The organism is Dermatobacter hominis (genome assembly GCF_020715685.1).
Lineage (GTDB): Bacteria > Actinomycetota > Acidimicrobiia > Acidimicrobiales > Microtrichaceae > Dermatobacter > Dermatobacter hominis.
Genome location: NZ_CP085840.1, coordinates 234076 through 257051, shown reverse-complemented (window position 1 = coordinate 257051; position 22976 = coordinate 234076). Strand labels below are relative to the sequence as shown.

Genomic DNA, 22976 nt, shown 5'->3' with positions numbered 1-22976 from the left:
CGCCGGGGCGGGCGTGGTCAGATCTTGACGATCGAGCGCACCTGCGTGAGCAGGTCGTCCTCCCGCCGGTGGTAGATCGTCGGGAGGCCGGTCGCCTCCTGGTGGGCGTCGGCGATCCACTCCATGATCAGGTGGCAGTCGTTCTTCTCCCGGACCCGGGTGAGCGCCCCGACCTCGAGCGCCGGGCGGGCCGGGTCGAGCGCGACCGCGATGGGCAGGACGAACTTGCAGCCGAGCATGAGGTTGATCGTGCCGTCGTAGAGCGGCTGCAGGTGGACCGTCTCGAGCGAGTCGTCGGGCTCGAAGCCGCGCAGCTGACGCCACTGCGCCTTCATCTTCTGGACCATCTCGACCGCGACCGACAGGTCCTGGCTGCCGCTCGCCGCCATGGCGAGCAGCTGGCCGCCCTCGGACAGGCGGATGTCGAGCTCGTGGCGCATGAGCTGGTTGTTGGCGCGGACGAGCGCCGGGTCGAGCTTGGCCCGACGGCGGGAGTGCGTCTGGGGCACCGACAGGAACGTCCGGGCCCCGCACTGCAGGACCTGCATGGCCGGGATGTTGAAGGCCATGCGGGTCGTCACCATGCGGCTGACGAGGACGTTCATCCGCGCGGCCAGGTCCTCGACCTCGATCTCCTCGCCCAGCACGCCGAAGTGGCGACCCGCCGAGCACATCGCATCGATCATCGCCCCGCCCACGAGGGCGATGTCGATGATCTGGCCGTGGTTGGTCACGACCGCGACGTTGGTGCCCTCGTTGAACACGAGCTGGTAGACGGCGTCGAGCCGCTCGGCGACGACCGGGTCCCGGAAGCGCTCGAGCAGCCACGGGAAGTTCGGGTAGGCGGCGTTCGCGTACAGCTCGATCGTGTCGGTGTTGGCCGGCCGGGGCTCGATCACGACGCAGCTCGGGTCGTGGAACTCGAGGCTCGGCGTGTACGGCAGGGGCTGCAGCACGTCGTGGTGGCCCTGGCGGGCCAACCCGGAGAGCGCCCTGTAGTACGTCGCCGGGTCGGTCGAGGCGAGCAGCTCCCGGGCCTCGGCGATCGGCGAGGCGGGACGTGCTGCGGGATCCATCGCCCCCTCCTGCGTGGCGCCGTCGCCGTCGCCGGCGTCGTCCGTGGCCCCGTCCGGCCCCACCAGGTGGAGGTCGGGTCGTTCGGGCTTGGATCGGTCGGCGCGCGGGCTCATCGGGACCATTCTGGTCCGGCGGCCGCACGAACGCGCCCCGGCGGTCCTGCGAGGCGCGCACGGGGCTCCGGACGCGCCGGTGGGCCGGGTCGTCCGACCCGGCCCACCGCCCGTCGCCCTCGGATGTGCTGCCGGATCACCTCCGGCCCGGACGGGCCCGGCGAGCCCGCCCGGTGGGGGGTGTCAGAGGGTGATCGAGTTGGTCCGCGGGCCGGTCTGGCCCGTCGTGCCGGTCACGCCCGTGGACCCGCCGGCGCCGCCGGCGCCACCGGAGCCGCCACCGAAGGTGGCCCCGGTGATGGTCGCCGAGGCGGACGCCGTCGACACGATGCCGAACGACGGTCCGCCGGCACCGCCGCCACCGCCACCGGCGTGGCCGCCGCGGCCGCCGGCACCGCCGGCACCACCGCCGCCGCCCGACTGGAAGGCGTTGCCGCCCGCACCACCGGTGCCGCCCGGCTGGCCGAGCGCACCGGCGCCGCCCACGCCACCGGTGCCACCGGTGCCGAGGGTGATCGAGAGGTTCTGGAGGTTGGCCGACGAGTTCGAGACGAGCACGGCGATCGAGGCGAAGCCGGCGCTGCCGCCGGAGCCACCCCCGGTCGCCCGGGCACCGCCGGCACCACCGCCGCCGCCACCGGCGCCGAGGTCGTCGATGTCGTCGTCGGAGCCGCCGCCCCCGCCGCCGCCACCACCGCCGCCGCCGTTCGAGCCGAGCGTGCCGGTGCCGCCGGTCCCGCCGGAGCGGGTCCAGAGGCCGCCGGAGATCGCGCCGTTCACCGCGGTGCCGGCACTGCCGCCGCCGCCGTCGGTGACGCAGCCCGACTTGCCCCCGGTGCCCGTGCCGGCCGGGGTGCCCGGCCCGCCGCCGGCGCCGCCGGTGCCGCAGTTGGCCCCGGTGACCGAGGCGTTCGCTCCGGAGAGGCCGGACGTGGCGTTGCAGCTGCTGCCGGTGCACACCCCGAGCGTGCAGCTCGAGTCGCGCTGGCCGCCCTGGCCGCCGACGCCGGCGCCCGAGGGTGCCGACCCGCCGCTCTGGCGGGAGGTCGAGCAGGTGCTGATGCCGTCGTCGCCGTTCTGGCCGTTGCCGCCACCGGCGGCCGGCGTCTGGCTGGCCGACGTCCCGTCGCCGCCGACGCCGCCGGTGCCGCCCACGCCGCCGGTCACGTTCAGCGAGCTGAGCGTGAGCGCCGACGAGGAGCCCTGGACCACGACGCCGTAGCTGGCGCGCCCGTTGGCCGACTCGTTGGCACCGACGACCGAGAGGTCTGCGACCGTGGTGGCCGTGGTGATGCCGTTGGCCCGGATGCCCGAGCTGATGCCGGACACGAGGTCGTAGCTGCCCGTGACGGTGGCCGTCGTGGAGCCGGTGGCCGCCCCGCCCCGCTTGAGGTTCTGGCCGAAGCCGCCCCGGATCTCGAGACCGCCGATGACGTCGAACCTCGGGTAGGAGCCGCCGGCCACGAGGACGAAGGTGCGACCCTGCGCCTGGGCCCGCTGCTGGCCCTGGCCGATCGTGGCGCACGGCTCGGCGGGGGTGCCGCAGGTGGAGGTGTCGCCGCCGCCGACCTGGCGGACGTAGACGATCGAGGCGAGGACGCCGTCCACGCCGTCGCAGTTCGTGTCGGTGTTCGACCCGTCGAGCGCGTCCGGCGCGCCGGGGTGCGTGCCGGCGGCGTTGTCGTCGCAGTCGGCCGGCGGGCTGTAGCCGTCACCGTCGTCGTCGACCACCACCGTGATGGTGACCGAGGACGAGCTGGTGGCCCCGCTGTCGTCGGTGACGGTCAGCGTGGCCGTGAACGTCCCGGCCGACGTGTAGGTGTAGGTGGGGTTGGCCGCCGTGGAGGCGTCGCCGTTGCCGAAGTTCCAGGACCGCGACGTGATGGTGCCGTCGGGGTCGACCGACGACGCCGACGAGAACGTCACCTGGAGCGGGCGGGCGCCCGACTGCGGCGAGGCGTTGACCGACGCCACGGGCGGCTGGTTCGCGACCACCGTGATCACCTTCGACGCCGTGGCCGTGTCGCCCGAGTCGTCGGTGACGGTCAGCACCGCGGTGTAGGTGCCCGGCGCCGAGTAGGTGTGGCTCGGGTTCGCCGACGACGAGCTCTGGCCGTCGCCGAAGTCCCACGACTGCGCCGTGATCGTCCCGTCGGGATCGCTCGAGCCCGCGGCCGAGAAGGCGACGGCGAGCGGCGCCTTGCCCGTGGTGGGCGTGGCGCCGGCGACCGCGACCGGCGGCTGGTTCGGCGTGACCGTGATCGTCACGGTGTCGGTGTCGATGCCTCCGGCGTTGTCGGTCACCGTGAGGGTGGCTGTGTAGGTGCCGACGGTCGTGTAGGTGTGGCTCGGGTTGGCCTGCGTCGACGTGCCGCCGTCGCCGAAGGCCCACGAGCGGGACACGATCGTGCCGTCGGAGTCGGTCGAGGCCGCCGACGAGAAGGACACGGCGAGGTTCCGGCGGCCCGAGGTCGGCGTGGCCGAGGCGGCCGCCGTGGGCGCCACGTTCGGGATCGGGCTCACCACGATCTGGATCGTGTCGGTGTCGGTGGCGCCGTTGTCATCGGTGACGGCGAGCACCACTTCGTAGGTGCCGGCCGTCCCGTAGGTGTAGGTCGGGTTGGCGGCGGTGGAGCCGTTGCCGTCGCCGAAGTCCCAGGAGCGGGACACGATCGTGCCGTCGTTGTCGGTGCTCGACCCCGAGTTGAAGCTCACGATCAGCGGTGCCTGGCCGCCGGCGGGCGTGGCCTGGGCCACCGCGGTCGGGGCCTGGTTGGCGTTGGCCGTGACGTTCACCGACGCGGAGGCGGTGGCGCCGTCGTCGTCGGTCACGACGACCGTGGCGGTGTAGGTGCCCGGCGCCGTGTAGGTGTGGCTCGGGTTCGCCTGGGTGGAGGTGCCGCCGTCGCCGAACGCCCACGCGTACGAGGCAATGGTGCCGTCGGCGTCGGCCGACCCGGCCGACGAGAACGAGACGGCGAGCGGCGCCTTGCCGGACGTCGGGGTGGCGCCGGCCGCCGCGGTCGGCGGCTGGTTGGCGCTCACGCTGACGGTGACCGTGTCGGAGCCGACGGCCCCGTCGTCGTCGGTCACGGTCAGCTCGGCGGCGTAGACGCCGGGTGCGGTGTAGGTGTGGCTCGGGTTCGCCTGGGTGGACGTCCCGCCGTCACCGAAGTCCCACGCGTACGAGGCGATCGTGCCGTCCGCGTCGGCCGAGCCGACCGAGCTGAACGCGACGACGAGCGGCGCGGAGCCGGAGGGCGGCGTCGCCCCGGCGACCGCGACGGGCGGGACGTTGGCCACGCCGACGTTGACCGTCCGGGTCGTCGAGGCGGTGAGACCGCCGTTGTCGGTCACGGTCAGCGTGACCGTGTAGTTGCCGTCGGTCGTGAACGTGTGGTTCGCGGTGGCGCCGCTGCCGGTCCCGCCGTCGCCGAAGTCCCACGCGTACGAGGCGATGGTGCCGTCGGGGTCCGAGCTGCCGCCGGCGTCGAACGCCACGTTCAGCGGCGCGACGCCACCCGGCGGTGTCGCGGTGAACGACGCCGTCGGCGCCACGTTCGTGCCGGTCGGCGGCGTCTGGCACGCCGCCGCCATGAGTGCCGCCGCTGCGCACAGCGCCACGACCGCAGACCAACCCCGTACTCGCCCCATGCCCGACCCCCCGGTCGTCGCCGGACGCAGCCACAGCCCGGCCGCGTTCCCTCCGGAGCAGTATTCAGCCCCGGGGCCTCCCGATCAAGGAATTCCGAACATCCTTCAGCAATGTGTCATCGGACGTTCATCCGCGTCAGGCCCCCGCCGGGCGCGACGACGCCCCGGGACGGGTGTCCCGGGGCGTCGTCGTTCCACGCGGACCGGCGACGGTGCCGGCCTTGACGTGGCCTGGGGATCAGCTGACGATCGTGCCGTTGTTCCAGCTGCGGGCCACCAGGCCCGCCGCACCGGAGCCGCCGGTCTGGCCGGCCGCGCCGTTGGACGCAGTGCCGCCGGCACCGGATCCGTCGTTGCCGGAGCCGACCGCCCCTGCGGCGCCACCGCCGCCGCCGGCGCCGCCCGCGCCGCCGGACGCCGCGCTGGCGGCCCGGTTCAGCGTGGCCGACGACTCGGCGTAGGTGCCCGAGCCGCTGTGGAACACGGCGATCGACGGACCGCCGGCGCCACCGCCGGTGCCCCCGCCACCGCCGCCGCCCGCACCGGCGCCACCGCCACCGCCGCCGCCGGCGGAGCAGCACGAGTCGGAGCCGCCGTTGCCGCCCTTGCCGCCGTTGCCGCCGGCCCCACCGGGCGAACCGGCGCCACCGGTGCCGCCCGCCGCGGCCGTGACCGTGGTGTTGGTCAGGGAGATCGTCGAGTTGAAGGCGTAGACGCCGAACGAGCCGCCGCCGAACGAGCCCACGGCGGTCGCCGCGGTGCCACCGGCACCGCCGTTGCCGCCGGCGCCGCCACCGCCGCCCGAGGCGCTGGCGGACTTGCCGCCGCCACCGCCGCCGCCACCGCCGCCGACGCCGCCACCGCTGCCGGTGCCGCCGTTGACGCCGGCGAAGGTGTTGGCGGCCGAGGTCAGGACGTTGGTGCCGCCGCTCCCGGAGCCGCCGGCCGAGCCGGCGCCGCCGCCCGCACCGCCGCCGGCGTCGGTGCCGCAACCGAACAGCGAGCCGCAGCCGCCGCCACCGCCGGCCGCGCCGCCGCCACCGGAGCCGCCGGCGGAGCCGCTGCCGCTGTAGTTGCCGCCCGTACCGCCGTTGCCGCCCTTGCGGACGCCGGAGTCGCAGCCCTGGGTGCCGCCGCCGCCGGGCGAGCTCGGGCCGGAGGCGTTGCCGCCGTTCGGGCCGTCACAGGCCGCGCCGGGCGTCGCCGGGGTCGCGCCGCCGCCGGCCGCGCCGGCGACGCCGGGCTTGGCGGTGATCGTCGAGCCCGAGATCGTGACCGTCGAGCCGCCGATGGCGCGGACGCCGTAGGCGCTGCTGCCGGCGCCGGTGGCCGTGCCGGAGTCGACGACGACGTTCGACAGCGTGGCCGTGGCCGCGTTGACGAGCACGCCGGTCGTCTGCGACCCGCCGGCGCCGTTGATCGTCAGGTCGGCGAGGGTGACCCCGCTGCTGCTGGCGATGCTGGCGCCGTTGTTGATTGTCGTGGTGCCGCTGCGGGACGTGAAGTCGGACCCGTAGCCGCCTCGGACCGTGAAGCCCGAGACCCCGCTGATCGAGGCGGTGCCCGACGTGAGCCCGCCGACGACGAGCACGACGTGGCGGCTCGCGCCCGCGCGGCCGATGCCGTACGGCAGCGTCTGGCACGGCGTCGACTCGGCGGTGCCGCACGTGGCCGTGTCGGTGCCGGAGCCGGCGACCAGGATCGTGTCGGTCAGGACGCCGTCGACGCCGTCGCAGTTCGAGTCCTTGCCGGTGACGTCGAGCGCGTCGGCCGCACCCGGCTTGACCGTCACGTCGCCGTCGTCGCAGTCGGTCGGCGGGCTGACGCCGTCGGCGTCGTCGTCGATCGTCGCCGTGATCGTGACCGACTCGGTGTCGGTGGCGCCGTTGTCGTCGGTGACCGTCAGCGTCGCCGTGTAGGTGCCGGCGGCGTAGGTCGCCGTCGGGTTGGCGGCCGTCGACGTGCCGCCGTTGCCGAAGTCCCAGGCGTACGAGGCGATGGTGCCGTCGCCGTCGGCGGAGCCGGCGGAGCTGAAGGTCACGACGAGCGGCCGCGGGCCGGACTGCGGCGTCGCGTTGAGCACCGCCGTGGGCGCCTGGTTGGCGTTGACCGTGATCACGACGGTCGCGGTCGACGTGTCGCCGGTGTCGTCGGTGGCCGTGAGGGTCGCCGTGTAGGTGCCGGGCGCCGAGTAGGCGTGGCCCGGGTTGGCCGCGCTCGACACCGGCGAGCCGTCACCGAAGTCCCACGAGCGGGCGGCGACGGTGCCGTCGGGGTCGGTCGTGCCGGCCGACGAGAACGTGACCGACACGCCGGTCTTGACCGTGGTCTGGCTCGCACCGGCCACCGCAACGGGCGGCTGGTTCGGGTCGACCGTGATCGTCACCGTGTCGGTGTCGATGGCACCGGCGTTGTCGGTGACCGTCAGCGTGGCCGTGTAGGTCCCGGCGACCGTGTAGGTGTGCGTCGGGTTGGCCTGCGTCGAGCTCCCGCCGTCGCCGAAGTTCCACGAGCGGTTCTGGATCGTGCCGTCGCTGTCGGTCGAGCCCGACGACGAGAACGACACGGCGAGGTTGCGCTTGCCCGAGGTCGGGTTGGCGGTGGCCGCGGCCGTGGGCGGCACGTTCGGGGCGGCGCCCACCTCGATCGTGATCGTCGCGGTGTCCGTGGCGCCGTTGTTGTCGGTCACCGTCAGGCTGACCGGGTAGCTGCCGGCCGTCGGGAACGTGTACTGCGGCGTGGCCGAGCTGGAGCTGTTCGAGCCGCCGAAGTTCCAGAGGTACGACACGACCGTGCCGTCGGCGTCGGACGAGGCCGTGCCGTCGAAGTTGACGATCAGCGGCGCGGTCCCGGCGGTCACGTCGGAGCCTGCGACCGCCACCGGCGCCAGGTTCGGCGTGGCCTCGATCGCCACCGTGTGGTCGTCGGTCGCACCCAGGTCGTCGGTCACCGTCAGCGTGGCCGTGTAGGAGCCGGCGGCGCCGTAGGTGTGGGTCGGGTTGGCCGCGCTCGAGGCGGGCGACCCGTCACCGAAGTCCCAGGAGTAGGACGAGATCGTCCCGTCGGGGTCGGTCGAGCCGGCCGACGAGAACGCGACCGCCAGGGGCGCCTTGCCGGTGGCGACGTCCGAGGAGGCCACCGCCACGGGCGGCTGGTTGGCGTTGACGGTCACCGAGACGGAGTCGGAGCCCACGGCGCCGTCGTCGTCGGTGACGGTCAGGACCGCCGTGTAGTTGCCCGGAGCCGTGTAGGTGTGCGTGGGCGCGGCGCTCGTGGTCGTCGGCGAGCCGTCGCCGAAGTCCCAGAGGTAGCCGACGATCGAGCCGTCGGGGTCGGTCGAGCCGAGCGACGAGAAGGTGACCGCGAGCGGGGCCCTGCCCGAGCTGGTGCTCGAGCCGGCCACCGCGACCGGCGGCACGTTGACCGCGCCGACCGTCACCGTGCGGGTGGTCGCCGCGGTGAGCCCCCCGTTGTCGGTCACCGTGAGGGTGACCGTGTAGGTGCCGTCGCTGGCGTAGATGTGGCCGGTGGTCACCCCCGTGGCGGTGCCGCCGTCACCGAAGCTCCACGCGTAGGAGGCGATGCTCCCGCCGGTGTCGAAGCTGGCGCTGGCGTCGAACGCCACGTTCAGCGGCGCCACGCCGACCGGCGGTGTGGCGGTGAACGACGCCGTCGGCGCCGTGTTGGTGCCGGTCGTCGGCGTCTGGCACGCCGATACGACCAAGGCCACGCACGCGAGCGCGCACGCGCCTACAAGACGAACCCCACGCATCACCCTGTCTCCCCTCTCGGGCGCCAGCCGTGCGCCCGATGTCACAGAGTCAACAGGAGACCGAACGCGCGATCAAGTCTTTCCCGAACGGAGGTTCGGGTGACACCCACGGGGGCACGGCCCGGCACCGCCTCCCCCGGGCACATCCGCCCACCCGGCCCCGTGTTTCGCCGCTGCCCGCCCCGCGTACGATCGGTGCTCCCCGACACTCCCCTGGCGGACGCATGGACCCCACCGAGCAGCCTCGGCTCGCCGACGACCGCCCGGGCGGGCCCGCGCTCCTGCGCCGACCCGGCGAGGGCGGCTGGCGAGCGGTCTCGGTCGTGGTCGACGGGGGCGCCCTGCACGTCACCGGTGACGACGCCGGACCCGGCCCGCTCGACGTGCCGCTCTCCGCGGTGAACGCGGTGGACGCCATCGGCGAGCCGGTCGACGGGCGCACCGAGGTCGAGGTGGTCCTCGACCGCTTCCCGCCGCTCCACCTGCGCCTGGACGACGAGCCGCTCGACGCGCTGCTGTCGGCGCTCGTGGCGTCGGTGGGCAGCGACCCGTCCGCCCCGGCCGCCGTGGGGGTCCCGGCCACCACCCGCTCGGGCCGCCGGGCCCTCACCGCACCGCGGGTCTGGGCGGGCGCGCTCGTCCTCTGCGTCCTCGTGTCGGTCGCCGCGTTCCTCGGCGCCTCGCTGGCCCGCCGCGCCGGTGCCGCACCGTCGACGGCCGACGCGCTGGCGACCGTCGGCGCGGTCTACCTCGGGGCGACCGCGTGTGCCTTCGTCGGCCTCGCGTTCGGCGCGGCACGGGCGTCCGAGGCCGATCGACGTCCGGCCGACGGCGCCCGCTCCGCGCTCGTCGCGTCGGCCGTGCTCGTGCTCGTCGCCCTGCTCACGGCCGGGATCATCGTGTCGGAGCGGATCGAACCCGACCTGGGCGTCCGGTCACCTCCGACGGAGATCCGCGACACCGACGTCACGACCGATGCGGGCGGCTCGACGCCGGACGGCGGCGCGTGCCCGACCGCGGCCCCCGCACCGGACTGCTGAACCCGGGGCGGTCGCCGCCCGAGGCGCCGGTCCTGCCCGCTCAGGCGCCGGCCCCGGGCACCACCCGGTAGGCGTCGTAGACGCTGTCGATCGTGCGGATGCGGCTCAGCAGCGTGTCGAGGTGGGACGACTCCCCCAGCTCGAACTCGAAGCGCATCTTGGCGACCCGGTCGCCGCCGGCGTGGCTCTGCGAGCTGATGATGTTGACGTGGTGCTCGCTCAGGGTGGCGGTCACGTCCTGCAGCAGCCGGGGTCGGTCGAGCGCCTTGACCTCGACGAGGGCGACGAAGTCCCCGGCCGACTCCGTGTCCCAGTCGACGTCGATCACCCGCTCCTGCTGGCCGTCGGCGAGCGAGCTGGCGTTGGCGCAGTCGACCCGGTGCACCGACACCCCCCGGCCCCGGGTGATGAAGCCCATGATCTCGTCGCCGGGGACCGGGGTGCAGCACCGGGCCATGCGGACGAGCACGTCGTCGAAGCCCTCCACGTGCACGCCCGCCGGGCGCGAGCGGCGACGGCCCGCCGGGCGAACAGGGGTCGAGACGACCTCCTCGCGCTCCCCCTCCGCCGTGCGGACGAGCTTGGCGATCCGGGCGGCGACGGCCTCGGCTGACAGGTGGTGCTCGCCGATCGCGGCGTACATGGCGTCGACGGACTGGAACCGCAGCTGGTGCGAGACGTCGGCGACCGCGGCGCCGCCCATGACCCGCTGGATCGGCAGCGCCTCGCGGCGCAGCGCCTTGACCAGCGCCTCGCGACCCGACTCGAGGGCGTCCTCACGGCGCTCCCGGGAGAACCACTGGCGTATCTTGTTCGACGCCGAGCGGGTGGCGACGAAGTTCAGCCAGTCCCGGCTCGGGCCGGCGCCGGCGACCTTCGAGGTGAAGATCTCGACCGTGTCGCCCGAGGTGAGCGCCCCGTCGAGCGGGACCAGCCGGCCGCCGACGCGGGCGCCGATGCAGCGGTGCCCGACCTCGGTGTGGATGGCGTAGGCGAAGTCGACCGGGGTGGCGCCCAGGGGCAGCGTGACGACGTCGCCCTTCGGGGTGAACACGAAGACCTCGTCCTGGTCCAGGTCGAGCTTCAGGTTCGCCATGAACTCGCCCGGGTCGGTCATCTCCTGCTGCCAGTCGACGATCCGGGTCAGCCAGGCGACGTCCTCGGAGTGGCCCTCCTTGTAGGAGAAGTGCGCGGCGACGCCCCACTCCGCCCGGTTGTGCATCTCGGGCGTGCGGATCTGCACCTCGAGCGGGCGCCCGCCGGGCCCGATCACCGTCGTGTGCAACGACTGGTAGAGGTTGAACTTGGGCATGGCGATGTAGTCCTTGAACCGACCCGGCACCGGCGTCCACAGCGCGTGGATCGTGCCGAGCGCGGCGTAGCAGTCCTTGGACGAGTCGACGATGACCCGGATGCCCACCAGGTCGAAGATCTCGTCGAACGCCTTCCCCTTGACGACCATCTTCTCGTAGATGGACCACAGGTGCTTCGGCCGGCCGGTCACCTCGGCGACGATGTTGACGTCCTTCAGGCGACCGGTGACCTCGTCGAGCACGTCGAGCAGGTAGCGGTCCCGCTCGGGGGTGCGGTTGGCGACCATGTGGTCGATCTCGGCGTAGCGCTTGGGGTGGAGGGCCGCGAAGCAGAGGTCCTCGAGCTGCTGCTTGATCTCCTGCATGCCGAGCCGGTGCGCCAGCGGGGCGTAGATGTCGAGCGTCTCCTGCGCCGTCCGCTCCTGCTTCCACGCCGGCATGGCGGCGAGGGTGCGCATGTTGTGGAGGCGGTCGGCCAGCTTGATGACCAGGACCCGCAGGTCCTTGGCCATGGCCACGAGCATCTTGCGCATGGTCGCGGCCTGCTGGGCCTCCTTCGAGTCGAAGTGGACCCGCTCCAGCTTGGTGACGCCGTCGACGATCTCGCGGACCTCGGGCCCGAAGGCCGACTCGACCTCGTCGAGCGTCAGGACGGTGTCCTCGACGGCGTCGTGGAGCAGCGCCGCCGAGATCGTGACGTCGTCCATGCCGTAGCGGGCGACGATGCCCGCGACCGCCAGCGGGTGCGTGATGTACGGCTCGCCGGACCGGCGCAGCTGGCCCTGGTGCGAGCCCGCCGCCAGCCGGTACGCGTCCTTGATCGTCTCGGTGGGGCGCTTGGGGTGGAACCGCCGGTACTGGTCGACGATCTCCTGGACCTCCATCGCGGGAGGCTGGGTGTGGCGGCGCCACGGCAGGACGCGGGTCACCGTGGGCATCGTGCGATCCCCTCGGGCGCGACCGGGCGTTCCATCCCTTCAAGCTACCGACGTCGGGGCCCCTCGGCCGACACGCGCCCGCCCGGCGGCTGAGCCCGGTCCGCGCCGCCGTCGGGCGGCGCGGGCCTCAGCGCTTCTTCTTGGTCTTGCGCGGTCGTGGCGGGTGGGCCCCGTACGGGTTCCGGGGCACCGCCGGCGCGGCGTCGGCGACGCCGTCGGTCGCCGTGTCGGGCGACGACGCCGCGGCGTCGTCGCCGGCCGGAGCATCGTCGCCGGTCACAGCGTCTGCCGTCGGGGCGTCGGCGACGGCGGTGCCGGTCGACGTGATGGCGCCGGAGCGGGCCGTGGCCCGGGCCGCACCACGGCGGGGGCGGGCCGGGACGGCGCGGGCGCCGGCGGCGGGCGACGTGGCGGCCACGCCGTGCCAGGACGTGTCGGCGACGTCGACGCCCTTGGCGACGAGGCGCTCGCGAATCTGGCGCCAGCGGGGCTCGCGCTCCTTGAGCCATGCCGTCAGCGGCGGCGCGACGAACAACGAGGAGTACGTGCCCGAGATCAGACCGATGAGCAGGGCGAGCGAGAAGTCGCCCAGCGTCTCCTGGCCGAAGACGACCTGGCCGACGATCAGGATCGACAGCACTGGGATGATCGTCACCATCGTGGTGTTCAGCGACCGCATGAACACCTGGTTCAGCGAGCGGCGCATGATGGCCGTGTAGGTGTACTGGCCGGTGCGCGACATGCGCGTGGCGTTCTCCTGGACCCGGTCGTACACGACGATCGTGTCGTACAAGGAGAAGCCCAGGATCGTGAGGAACGAGATGACGGTCGCGGGCGTCACCTCGATCTGGAAGACCGAGTAGACGCCGACCGTGATGATGATGTCGTGCACCACCGCGACGAGCGCGGCGGCGGCCATCCGGGTCTCCAGACGCCACGCGATGTAGGCCGAGACGAGGACGAGGAACACGATGAGCGACAGGCGGGCCTGGCTCGTGATGTCGCTGCCCCAGGACGGGCCGACCGTGTTGACCTTGACCTCGCCCTGCTCCAGCCCGGCCGCCTCGGCCAGCGCGTCGGCGGCCTTGGCGCCCTCCTCCACGCTGTCGACGCGGCCCGAGACCTTGGCGATGCGGCCGCCCTCGCTGCTGGTGGCCTCCTGGAACCGCTCGACGGTGTTGTCCCCGAACGGCGCCAGCGCCTCGCGCGCCTGGGCCTCGGTGAAGTCCTCGGACGGGACCTCCCAGATGGAGCCGCCCTCGAAGTCGATGCTGAGGTTCAGGCCGCGGGCGAAGAGCGACCCGATCGAGATGATGATCAGGACAGCCGAGACGATCCCGACGCGGGTCCACAGCCGCGGGAAGTCGAAGTCGTTCTTGCCGCGGTAGAGGTCGGAGACGACGCCCACGTCAGGCCCCCTCTCCGGTCGTGGCCGCCACCGGGTCCGGCGCAGTTGTGCCGGTCGTGGCGCGGCGGGCCGCGGGCGACAGGTCGTCGATCGGGATGCCGAACCGCTTGGGATGCTCCCCCTGGCTCGAGCGGGCGAGCACCAGCGCCGCGGGTCGGAGGAAGAAGTACGCCGACACGAGGTCGAGGAGGGTCGCGACGCCCAGGTAGAAGGCGAAGCCGCGCACCGGGCCGACCGACAGCCAGTACAGGACGCCGGCGCCGATGAGCGAGCTCATGTCGGCCTTCACGATCGTCGAGTACGCGGACCCGAACGCCTTGTCCACCGATGGTCGGAGGCCGGCGCCGTTGCGCACGTCCTCCTTGATCGTCTCGAAGAACACGATCGACGAGTCGAGCGAGATGCCGATCGACACCACGATGCCGACCACGCCCGCGAGCGTGACGGTGGCGTTGATCCAGCACATGATCACCCAGAGGATCGACGCCGAGATCGTCAGGCTGCCGACCGTCGCCAGGCCGAGCAGCCGGTAGTAGAAGAGCAGGTAGGCGCACACGAGGAGCAGGCCGATCGCCCCGGCGATGATGCCGGCCTGCAGGGCGTCCTCGCCGAGGGTGGCCGACACGGTCTCGGCCTGCTGGGCCTTGAGCTCGATCGGCAGCGAGCCGAACCGGAGGGCCACGGCCAGGTTCTTGGCCTCGTCCTCCGTGAAGGAGCCCGAGATCGAGATGCTGTCGCGCTCGAAGCTCGGGTTGTTGATCGTCGGCGCCGACAGGACCTCGCCGTCGAGCACGATCGCCAGCCGGCCGGGCTGGCCGCCGGCCCCGGGGCACTCCGCGGCACCCGAGTTGCAGAGCGCGGCGGCCTTGTTGAACAGGTCGATGCCCTTCTCACCCGATCGGAAGACCGGGTTGACCTGCCACTTGCCGTCCTGGCCGATGCCGGCGGACGCCGTCTCGACGGCCTGGCCGGTGAGCAGCGTCGGGCCGAGCTTCATGACGTTGCCGTCCTCGTCGGCCAGGTTGACCTCGGCGTCGGCCTTGTCGTCCTCGGCCGACGTCGTCTGCGTCGCCAGGGCCTGCTCGAGCTGGTACAGCTGCGCGAACTTCGAGTCGTACGCGTTCACGCCCCACTGGTTGAGCGGCGTGGGCGTGGTGGTCGTCGTGGTCGGCGCAGTGGTCGTCGTGGTGTCGTCCTGCGCCGGCAGGAGCCGGCTGCGGTTGCCGCCGTTGCCGGCCGTCGGGTCCGCGGTCGTGGCGGTCCGCGCCGTCGTCGTCGTGGCGGGCGGCGTGGTCGTGGTCGTCGCCTCGGGCACGGTGGTGGGCGTCGGGTTGGCCGCCGCCTGCTTCTCCTGCTCCTCGGTGGCGACCTGCGCCGCGCTCACGCCCTCGGGGACCTTCAGCTCGGAGCGGAGCGTCTGGACCTCTTCCTCGGCCTTCTTGCGGTCGGCGCCGGTCGGGACCTTGCCGACGTCGGCCAGCACGGGCCGGAAGCGCAGCTCGGCGGTCTTGCCGACGGTGTCGAGGACCTGCTGCTGGTCGGTCGCGCCGGGCAGCTGCACGATGATCGTGTTGCCCTGCCGCGACACCTCGGGCTCGGCCACGCCCAGCGCGTCCACGCGCTTGCGGATGATGCCGATCGCCTGGTCCAGCTGCTCCGCCGACACCGAGTCGTCGACCTTGCCGTCCTTGACGGGCTGCAGGTTGACGGAGATGCCGCCCTGCAGGTCGAGGCCCAGGGTCGGGGTCTTGCCCATCATGATGGTGACCGCCAGGAGGCCGTAGGCCACGACCATCGTGGCGATCATGATGCGCAGTGGGTGCTTGCTCATTCGCGTCCTCGTCGACGGGCCGGGTCAGGGTATCGGTGCGGCGACCGGACGCGGACGGATGCCCGCCACGCGCCTCCCTCGCGGCTGAGCGACTACTTCTTGCGGGAACCCGCCTTGGCGGCGCCCTTGCCGGCGCCGCTGCGGGCGGTGCCCACGCCGCTGCCCGACGACTTCGACGGACGGACGTCCACCGCGTCGTCGCCGGCGGTGTCGGCCGACGCGCCGCCGCCCATCAGGCCGCCCAGCAGACCGCCGCGGGAGCGGGCCGGTGCGGCGGCGGGATCGGGCTCGGCCATCGACCGGGCGATCGCGGACTTGGCGACCCGGATCACGACGTCGTGGTCGATCTCGAGGTGGGCCAGGTCGTCCTCGAGGAACGTGACCTGGCCGACGATGCCGCCGGTGGTCATGACCTCGTCGCCCACGGAGAGGCTCGACATCATCTGCTGCTGGCGGGCCTTCTGCTTGCGCTGAGGCACGACCATCAGCCAGATCAGCAGGCCGAACGGGATGATGAGGATGAGGATGCCGAGCGGGCTCCCCGACGACTCCTCGGCGGCCAGGACGGTGGCGAGCGTGTTCACAGTGACCAGATGCTAGGTCCGACCCGGTGCCCTGGGGCAATCAGGACCTGAGAGCGCTCCGCTCCCCTGCTGCGGCGGGGCGCAGCCCTCCGCACGGGCGCTCAGGCATCGCCGAGACCCGGGCCGGATCCCGACCACACCTCGGCGACGTCGCGCCGGAGCGACTCGAGCGTGCCGGCGGCGATGGCCGCCCGGGTCCGGCCGACGAAGCCGAACATCCACGTCAGGTTGTGCACCGAGCACAGCGACGCTGCCGCGGGCTCGCCCACCGCGCTCAGGTGGCGGAGGTAGCCACGGGAGTACCGCCGGCAGGTGGCGCAGGGGCACGCGGCGTCGACCGGGTCGTCGGAGCGGGCGAACTCGGCCCGCTTGATGTTGAGCCGGCCATCATCGGTGAGCAGCGTCCCGTGGCGGGCCAGCCGCGTCGGCAGCACGCAGTCGAACATGTCGATGCCGCGGGCGACGGACTCGACGATCGACACCGGGTCGCCCACCCCCATGAGGTACCGCGGCTGGTCCTCGGGCAGCTCGTCGAGGGCCGCCTCGAGCGCGGGCAGCATCTCCTCGCGCGTCTCGCCCACCGACAGGCCGCCGACCGCGTAGCCGTCGAAGTCGAGCTCCGAGGTCCGGCGGGCGGACTCCTTGCGGAGGTCGAGCTCGGCCCCGCCCTGCACGATCCCGAACAGCGCCTGGTCCTCGGTGCGACGGTGCGCGGCGCGGGCCCGTGCGGCCCACGACGCCGTCAGCTCCAGCGCCTCGCGGAGCACCTGCCGGCTCGACGGCAGCGGCGCGCAGACGTCGAGCACCATCTGGATGTCGGCGCCCAGCAGCTCCTGGGTCGCCACCGCCCCCTCGGGGGTGAGCAGGTGGGTGCTCCCGTCGTAGGTCGAGCGGAACTCGGCGCCGCCGTCGTGCAGCTTCGGCTCGAGCGAGAACACCTGGTACCCGCCCGAGTCGGTCAGCATCAGGCCGTCCCAGCCGGTGAAGCGGTGGAGCCCGCCGAGGTCGGCGACCACGTCCGCGCCGGGGCGGAGCATCAAGTGGTACGTGTTGCCGAGGACGACCTCGGCCTGCGTCCCGTCGGCTGCGGCGAGCCCGGCGAGCTCGTGTGTCATCAGCGCACGGATGCTCCCCCGCGTCCCGACCGGCATGAAGATCGGGGTCCGGAACGTGCCCCGGGACGTCGTGACGGTCCCGGCGCGCGCCCGGCCGTCGGTCGCGGTCACGTCGAGGGTCAGCTTCACGGGTGCTCCCCCGGGTCATCGGTCGCAGCGGGTGCGGCGCCCTGGTCGTCGGGCGCCGAGCGGGCCAGCAGCATCGCATCCCCGAACGACAGGAAGCGGTAGCCCTCGTCGAGCGCGGTGGCGTAGAGGTCGCGCCACCGCGGGCCCACGAAGGCCTGCACCAGCGCCAGGAGGGACGTGCGCGGCATGTGGAAGTTGGTGAGCAGGAGGTCGACCGCCGCGAACTCGAACCCCGGGGTGATGAACAGGTCGGTGCGGCCCTCGGGCTCGCCCCTCGCCGCCCGGGACTCGAGCGCCCGGACCGAGGTGGTGCCGACGGCGACGACCCGCCCGCCCGCGGCCCTCGTCGCCTCGACGGCCTCCCAGGTCGCGCCCGGGACGCTGTAGCGCTCGGTGTGGATCACGTGGTCCTCGACGACGTCGGTCGACAGCGGTCGGAAGGTGTCGAGACCGACCACCAGCTCGACGTGGGCGGCGCGCACGCCCCGTCGCTCGAGGCGTTCGAGCACCTCCGGCGTCAGGTGGAGGCCGGCGGTCGGCGCCGCCGCGGAGGCCGGGCGCTCCGAGAACACCGTCTGGTAGCGCTCGGCGTCGTCCAGCACCTCGGTGATGTAGGGCGGCAGCGGCATCTCCCCCGCCACCTCGAGCGCGGCCAGCAACGGGCCGTCGCACCGGGGTCGCACGAGCTTGCGCCCGTCACCGACGTCCTCGCCGACCAGGAAGCTGAGCCCGCCCGCCTCGGCCTCGACGACGTCGCCGGCGCGGAGCTTGCGCGCCGGGCGGCACAGCACCTCCCACCAGCCGTCGTCGCGCTCCTCGAGCAGGAGCACCTCGCCGCCGCCCCCGGTCGGGCGCACCACCGGCACCCTCGCCGGCAGGACCCGGGTGTCGTTGACGACGAGCAGGTCGCCCTCGCGCAGGAGGTCGGGGAGGTCCCGGACGTGGCGGTGGGCCGGCGCGACCCCGGCGCCGCCGTCGACCAGCAGGCGGGCCGCGTCGCGCGGCTCCACCGGCACCTGGGCGATCGCCGAGGCCGGGAGGTCGTAGTCGAGCTCGTCGGTGCGCATGCGGCCGGCCGGCGGGCCGGTCAGAACCCCATGGAGCGACCGATGATCTCCTTCATGATCTCGGTCGTGCCGCCGTAGATCGACGTGATCCGGGCGTCGGTCCAGGCCCGGGCGATCGGGTACTCGTTCATGTAGCCGTAGCCGCCGTGGAGCTGCATGCCGGTGTCGGCGACGCGCTTCTGCAGCTCGGTCGTCCACCACTTGGCCATCGCGGCCTCCTCGGCGGTGAGCTTGCCCTCGTTGAGGAGGTCGACGCAGCGGTCGACGAACGTCTCGGCGATCTGCACCTCGGTCTCCATCTCGGCCAGCTTGAAGCGGCTGTTCTGGAAGGTGCCGATCGGCTGGCCGAACGCGGTGCGCTCGCGGGCGTAGTCGATCGTCCACGTCAGCATCGCCCGGGCGTGGGCGACCGCGGCCACCGCGATCGACAGGCGCTCCTGGGGCAGGTTCTTGACCAGCAGCGTGAAGCCCTGGCCCTCCTCGCCGAGCCGGTTGGCCACCGGGACGCGCACGTCGGTGAAGAACAGCTCGGCGGTGTCCTGGGCGTGCATGCCGACCTTGTCGAGGTTGCGGCCCCGCTCGAAGCCCTCCATGCCCCGCTCGACGATGACGATCGACATGCCCTTGTGCTTCTGGGAGGGGTCGGTCTTGCAGGCGACGATGACGAGGTCGGCGTTGATGCCGTTCGTGATGAAGGTCTTCGAGCCGTTGAGGACGTAGGTGTCGCCGTCGCGGATGGCGGAGGTCGTCATCGACGCGAGGTCCGAGCCGATGCCGGGCTCGGTCATGGCGACCGCGGTGATGAGCTCGCCCGACGCGATGCCCGGCAGCCACCGCTCCTTCTGCTCGTCGTTGCAGTAGTCGAGGAAGTACGGCAGGCAGACGTCGTTGTGCAGCGTCATGCCCAGGCCGTGCGGGTAGAGGTCGGCCCGGCAGAGCTCCTCGACGATCACCTGGCTGTAGCGGAAGTCCTTGACGCCGGCGCCGCCGTACTGCTCGGGCACGGGCATGGCGAGGAAGCCCGACTCGCCGGCCTTCGCGAACACCGAGCGGTCGACGATCTCGGCCTCGGTCCACTTCTCTCGGTTCGGGACCATCTCGCGCTCGAGGAACGTCCGGAAGGCGTCCCGGAACATGTCGTGCTCGTCGGTGAAGTTGCTGCGTTCCACGCTCTGACCTCGGGGGTGCTGTCTTGGGGCTGCCAGGGGGACTGTCTGGAGGGTGCGCCGCGACGGCCGGGACCGGGGCGCGCCCTCCAGACTCGCACGCGGAGGGCCCCGTGGCCGAACCAGGGCGGTGCGCACGGATCGTTACCCGAGAGGTCATCGCCACGGCGCGCCGCGACGCGGACGATGGCCGTGTCACACCGACCCGACACCGGAGGCACCACCGTGACCGACACCACCACCGACCCGACCACCGACCCCGCGGCGGAGACCGCTGCCGACCCCACCCGGGCGATCGACACCCACCTGCGGGCGTACTGCGAGCCCGACGCCACCGTGCGGGCCGAACTGGTCGCCGCGGCCTGGGAGGCCGACGGCGTCCTGGTCGACCCGCCGTTCGACGGCGCGGGCCACGACGGCATCGCGGCGATGGCCGACGCCGTGCTCGCCCACTACCCGGCGCACACCTTCGAGCGGACGACCGAGGTCGACGCCCACCACGCCTTCGCCCGGTACGGCTGGGCGCTCGTCGCCCCGGACGGCACGCCGGCGGTCACGGGCACCGACGTCGTGGAGTTCGGCGAGGGCGGCCGCATCGCCCGGGTCGTGGGCTTCTTCGGCGACCCCGTCCCCGCCGCCTGAGCCCCTCCGCCGTGCCGTCCCTAGGGTGGGTCGCCATGACCGAGCTGCACGTGACCGGATCCGGCACATGAGCCGCCCGGACGTGGGCGACCTGCTCCGGGGCTGGCGCGTCCGGCGCCGGCGGAGCCAGCTGGACCTCTCGCACGAGGTGGGGGTGTCGACCCGGCACCTCAGCTTCGTCGAGACCGGCCGGTCCCGCCCGAGCCCCGAGCTCGTCCTGGCGATCGCCGACCGGCTCGACGTCCCGCTGCGCGACCGCAACCGTCTGCTCCTCGCGGCCGGCTACGCCCCTCGCTACAGCGAGCGCTCGCTCGACGACCCGGCGATGCTGCCGGTGCTGCGATCGGTCCAGCGCATGCTCGACGCCCACGACCCGTTCCCCGGGGTGGTCGTCGACCGGAGCTGGGACGTCGTGCTGACCAACGCCGCCGCCTCCGCCCTGACTGCGGGCGTCCCGGACCACGTCCTCACGCCCACCGTGAACGTGTTCCGGCTCTGCCTGCACCCCGACGGGCTCGCAGGGCGGACGCTGAACCTCGACGACTGGGCGGCCTACCTCCTGCGGCAGCTGCACCGGGCGGTGGAGCTCACCGGCGAGCCCGCGCTCGTCGAGCTCGAGTCCGAGGTGCGGTCCTACCCCGCGGCGGCCGGCGCACCGGCGGCGGGCGAGCCGACCGACGACGACGAGCCGCCCCTGCTCGTGCCGCTGCGGCTCGAGGTGGCGGGGCGCGAGCTGTCGCTGTTCACCACGTTGACCACCTTCGGCACCCCGCGCGACGTCACGCTCGACGAGCTGGCGGTGGAGCTCTTCTTCCCGGCCGACGACGCGACCGAGGCGGTGCTGCGCGGCGGCGTCGCCGCGACGGCCGGCTGAGCCCCCGGGGGGCGGTCAGTCGAACAGGCTGGGGTCCGTCGCCCCGGGGAGGGCGGAGGGCGGAGGGACCATGCCGAGGTGGTGCCACGCCGCGGCGGTGGCGACGCGGCCCCGCGGCGTCCGGATGAGCAGGCCCTGCTGGATGAGGTACGGCTCGTAGACGTCCTCGACGGTCTCGGGCGGCTCGGCGACGGCGATCGCCAGCGTCGACAGGCCGACCGGGCCGCCGCCGAAGCGTGCGCACAGCGCGGTGAGGATCGACCGATCGACCTTGTCGAGGCCGAGCGTGTCGATGCCGAACATCTCGAGGCCCTCGCGTGCGGTCGCGGCGTCGATGCGGCCGTCGCCCTCGACCTCGGCGACGTCGCGGACCCGGCGCAGCAGCCGGTTGGCGATGCGGGGGGTGCCCCGCGACCGGCCGGCGATCTCCTCGGCCCCGCCGCCGTCGATGTCGGCCCCCAGGATGGCCGCAGCCCGCACGACGATCGCCCGCAGGTCCTCGGGCTCGTAGTAGTCGAGCCGGGCCACGAGGCCGAAGCGGTCCCGCAGCGGGCCGGTGATGAGGCCGGTCCGGGTCGTGGCCCCGACGAGGCAGAACCGGGGGAGGTCGAGCCGGATCGAGCGGGCGGCCGGGCCCTTCCCGAGCACGATGTCGAGCTGGAAGTCCTCCATGGCCGGGTACAGGACCTCTTCGATCGAGCGAGAGAGCCGGTGGATCTCGTCGATGAACAGCACGTCGCCGTCGCCGAGCTTGGTGAGGATGGCGGCGAGATCGCCGGGCCGCTCGAGCGCCGGGCCCGACGTGACGTGCATGGTCACGCCCATCTCGGCGGCGACGATGCCGGCCAGCGAGGTCTTGCCGAGGCCGGGCGGGCCGGCGAAGAGGAAGTGGTCGGCGGCCTGGCCCCGCCGGCGCGCCGCCTCGAGGATGACCGACAGCCGGCGCTTCAGCTCGGTCTGGCCGACGAACTCGTCGAGCGTCCGCGGTCGCAGCGTGGCCACGACGGGATCGGCCGAGGGATCGACGTCGGACCCGCCGTCGGCGGCGGCCTCGAGCGAGCGGGCCCGCTCGTCGGCGTCGAGGTCGTCGTCGCCCTCGTGGGGCGACGGGTCGAGCAGCTCCTCGCGCGCCATCAGGTCCGCTCCCCCGGCCCGCTCACGCCGCCGCCAGGCGCTGCAGCGCCTCGCGCAGCAGGTCGGAGGTGTCGCCGTCGTCGGGCAGCTCGACGAGGACGCGGCCGATCTCGTCGGCGCCGTAGCCGAGCTCGGCGAGCGCGTCGCGCACGTCGGTGCGGCTGTCGCCGGCGCTGCGCCCGCTGATCGCGGCCGCTGCGGCGACAGGGTCGACCTGGCCGGCGTCGAGGCGGGACTTGAGCTCGACGAGCAGGCGGGCCGCCGTCTTGCGGCCGACGCCCGGGACCAGGCACAGGGCGGCGACGTCGTCGGTGGCGAGGATCCGGCGGAGCTCGGCGGGCGAGTGGACCGACAGGATGGCCAGCGCCAGCGCCGGCCCGACGCCGTGGGTGCCGATCAGCACCTCGAAGACCCGCCGGTCCTCGATCGTCGTGAACCCGTAGAGGGTCTGGGCGTCCTCGCGGACCTGCTGGTGCACGTGGAGGAAGGTCTCGTCGCCCACGTCGCCGGCCCCGGCGGCGGTGGCCGGGGTGACCTGGACGCGGTAGCCGAGCCCGCCGACCTCGACGAGCAGCTCGGTGACGTGGCGGTCGAGCAGGGTGCCCCGCAGCGACCCGATCACCGCGGCACCCCGCACATCGCCACGTGGGTCAGCGCGACGGCGGCCGCGTCGGCCGCGTCGGGCGGCCTCGGCGGGGCCGGGAGGTCGAGGAGGATCTGCACCATCCGCTGCACCTGCTCCTTGTCGGCGTCGCCGTGGCCGGCGACGGCGTCCTTCACCTGGTTCGGGGAGTACTCGGCGACGTCCATCCCCCGGGAGGCGGCCTCGGCCATCAGCACGCCCGAGGCCTGGCCGACGCCCATCGCCGTGCGGACGTTCACCTGGAACAGGACCCGCTCGACGGCGACCGCAGTCGGGGCGAACTCGTCCATCAGGGCGCGGAAGTCGTCGCGGAGCTCGGCGAGCCGGCGCGGCACGTCGAGCGCGGCGTCGGTGCGCAGCACGCCCAGGGCCGCGGGCCGGGGCGCCCCGCCGTCGACGCGCAGCACGCAGTAGCCGCAGCGCGACAGGCCGGGATCGACGCCGAGGACGAACACAGGTTCGATCGTAGCGACGCC

16 protein-coding genes are annotated in these 22976 nt (G+C 73.6%); 3 read left to right on the top strand and 13 right to left on the bottom strand.

The window, feature by feature from the left end:
• Window positions 1-17: 17 nt before the first annotated feature.
• The 3 genes from LH044_RS01220 to LH044_RS21870 all read right to left on the bottom strand — a co-directional run bounded on the left by LH044_RS01220 (window position 18) and on the right by LH044_RS21870 (window position 8574).
• Window positions 18-1190 carry a hypothetical protein gene (locus LH044_RS01220; protein WP_227757975.1) on the bottom strand — a complete coding sequence of 391 codons (1173 nt, stop codon included), beginning with the start codon at window positions 1188-1190 and terminating at the stop codon, window positions 18-20.
• A gap of 183 nt (window positions 1191-1373) precedes the next feature.
• Complete coding sequence (locus LH044_RS01215; RefSeq protein ID WP_227757974.1) at window positions 1374-4814, bottom strand: PKD domain-containing protein; 3441 nt, start codon at window positions 4812-4814, stop codon at window positions 1374-1376.
• A gap of 268 nt (window positions 4815-5082) precedes the next feature.
• On the bottom strand, window positions 5083-8574 hold the full coding sequence (locus LH044_RS21870) for a PKD domain-containing protein (protein WP_304512033.1): 3492 nt from the start codon (window positions 8572-8574) through the stop codon (window positions 5083-5085).
• 266 nt (window positions 8575-8840) lie between these two features.
• Between LH044_RS21870 and LH044_RS01200 the strand changes: the two genes are divergently transcribed.
• Window positions 8841-9656 carry a hypothetical protein gene (locus LH044_RS01200; protein WP_227757973.1) on the top strand — a complete coding sequence of 272 codons (816 nt, stop codon included), beginning with the start codon at window positions 8841-8843 and terminating at the stop codon, window positions 9654-9656.
• A gap of 40 nt (window positions 9657-9696) precedes the next feature.
• Here the strand turns inward: LH044_RS01200 and LH044_RS01195 are convergent, their stop codons facing one another.
• From LH044_RS01195 to LH044_RS01165, 7 genes are all read right to left on the bottom strand, one after another.
• Window positions 9697-11907 (bottom strand): RelA/SpoT family protein, encoded by a 2211-nt coding sequence (locus LH044_RS01195; RefSeq protein WP_227757972.1) that lies wholly within the window; start codon window positions 11905-11907, stop codon window positions 9697-9699.
• 127 nt (window positions 11908-12034) lie between these two features.
• Window positions 12035-13315: a protein translocase subunit SecF gene (secF, locus tag LH044_RS01190; protein WP_227757971.1), complete on the bottom strand. Its 1281-nt coding sequence runs from the start codon at window positions 13313-13315 to the stop codon at window positions 12035-12037.
• Window position 13316: 1 nt separating this feature from the next.
• Window positions 13317-15146, bottom strand: a complete 1830-nt coding sequence (secD, locus tag LH044_RS01185) for a protein translocase subunit SecD (protein WP_227757970.1) — start codon at window positions 15144-15146, stop codon at window positions 13317-13319.
• Between the two features lie 92 nt (window positions 15147-15238).
• The gene (gene yajC, locus LH044_RS01180; protein ID WP_227757969.1) at window positions 15239-15730 is read right to left on the bottom strand and encodes a preprotein translocase subunit YajC; all 492 of its coding nucleotides are present in this window, start codon (window positions 15728-15730) and stop codon (window positions 15239-15241) included.
• Between the two features lie 101 nt (window positions 15731-15831).
• The gene (gene tgt / locus LH044_RS01175; protein WP_227757968.1) at window positions 15832-16974 is read right to left on the bottom strand and encodes a tRNA guanosine(34) transglycosylase Tgt; all 1143 of its coding nucleotides are present in this window, start codon (window positions 16972-16974) and stop codon (window positions 15832-15834) included.
• The gene (gene queA / locus LH044_RS01170; protein WP_227757967.1) at window positions 16971-18041 is read right to left on the bottom strand and encodes a tRNA preQ1(34) S-adenosylmethionine ribosyltransferase-isomerase QueA; all 1071 of its coding nucleotides are present in this window, start codon (window positions 18039-18041) and stop codon (window positions 16971-16973) included. Before queA ends, tgt begins: the two co-directional genes overlap by 4 nt.
• Window positions 18042-18061: 20 nt before the next feature.
• Complete coding sequence (locus LH044_RS01165; protein ID WP_227757966.1) at window positions 18062-19210, bottom strand: acyl-CoA dehydrogenase family protein; 1149 nt, start codon at window positions 19208-19210, stop codon at window positions 18062-18064.
• A 222-nt stretch (window positions 19211-19432) separates the two neighbouring features.
• On the opposite strand from LH044_RS01165, the gene LH044_RS01160 reads away from it, so the two are divergent.
• Together LH044_RS01160 and LH044_RS01155 are read left to right on the top strand one after the other, a co-directional pair.
• Window positions 19433-19849, top strand: a complete 417-nt coding sequence (locus LH044_RS01160) for a hypothetical protein (protein ID WP_227757965.1) — start codon at window positions 19433-19435, stop codon at window positions 19847-19849.
• Window positions 19850-19916: 67 nt separating this feature from the next.
• Complete coding sequence (locus tag LH044_RS01155) at window positions 19917-20723, top strand: helix-turn-helix transcriptional regulator (protein ID WP_227757964.1); 807 nt, start codon at window positions 19917-19919, stop codon at window positions 20721-20723.
• 15 nt (window positions 20724-20738) lie between these two features.
• Here LH044_RS01155 and ruvB read toward each other — a convergent pair whose 3' ends face one another.
• Genes ruvB through ruvC form a run of 3 tightly spaced genes read right to left on the bottom strand, consistent with a single transcriptional unit; the run spans window position 20739 to window position 22955 of the window.
• Window positions 20739-21857: a Holliday junction branch migration DNA helicase RuvB gene (ruvB, locus tag LH044_RS01150; RefSeq protein WP_227757963.1), complete on the bottom strand. Its 1119-nt coding sequence runs from the start codon at window positions 21855-21857 to the stop codon at window positions 20739-20741.
• Between the two features lie 22 nt (window positions 21858-21879).
• Window positions 21880-22479, bottom strand: coding sequence for a Holliday junction branch migration protein RuvA (ruvA, locus tag LH044_RS01145; protein ID WP_227757962.1), 600 nt, complete (start codon window positions 22477-22479; stop codon window positions 21880-21882).
• Window positions 22476-22955 (bottom strand): crossover junction endodeoxyribonuclease RuvC, encoded by a 480-nt coding sequence (gene ruvC / locus LH044_RS01140; protein WP_227757961.1) that lies wholly within the window; start codon window positions 22953-22955, stop codon window positions 22476-22478. The genes ruvA and ruvC overlap by 4 nt, the downstream gene beginning before the upstream one ends.
• Window positions 22956-22976: the final 21 nt, after the last annotated feature.

Bases quoted from the DNA above. Each gene is read 5' to 3' on its own strand.
- LH044_RS01220 (WP_227757975.1), bottom strand. From the start codon at position 1,190: ATGAGCCCGCGCGCCGACCGATCCAAGCCCGAACGACCCGACCTCCAC.
- LH044_RS01200 (WP_227757973.1), top strand. From the start codon at position 8,841: ATGGACCCCACCGAGCAGCCTCGGCTCGCCGACGACCGCCCGGGCGGG.
- LH044_RS01195 (WP_227757972.1), bottom strand. From the start codon at position 11,907: ATGCCCACGGTGACCCGCGTCCTGCCGTGGCGCCGCCACACCCAGCCT.
- secD (WP_227757970.1), bottom strand. From the start codon at position 15,146: ATGAGCAAGCACCCACTGCGCATCATGATCGCCACGATGGTCGTGGCC.
- queA (WP_227757967.1), bottom strand. From the start codon at position 18,041: ATGCGCACCGACGAGCTCGACTACGACCTCCCGGCCTCGGCGATCGCC.
- LH044_RS01155 (WP_227757964.1), top strand. From the start codon at position 19,917: ATGAGCCGCCCGGACGTGGGCGACCTGCTCCGGGGCTGGCGCGTCCGG.
- ruvB (WP_227757963.1), bottom strand. From the start codon at position 21,857: ATGGCGCGCGAGGAGCTGCTCGACCCGTCGCCCCACGAGGGCGACGAC.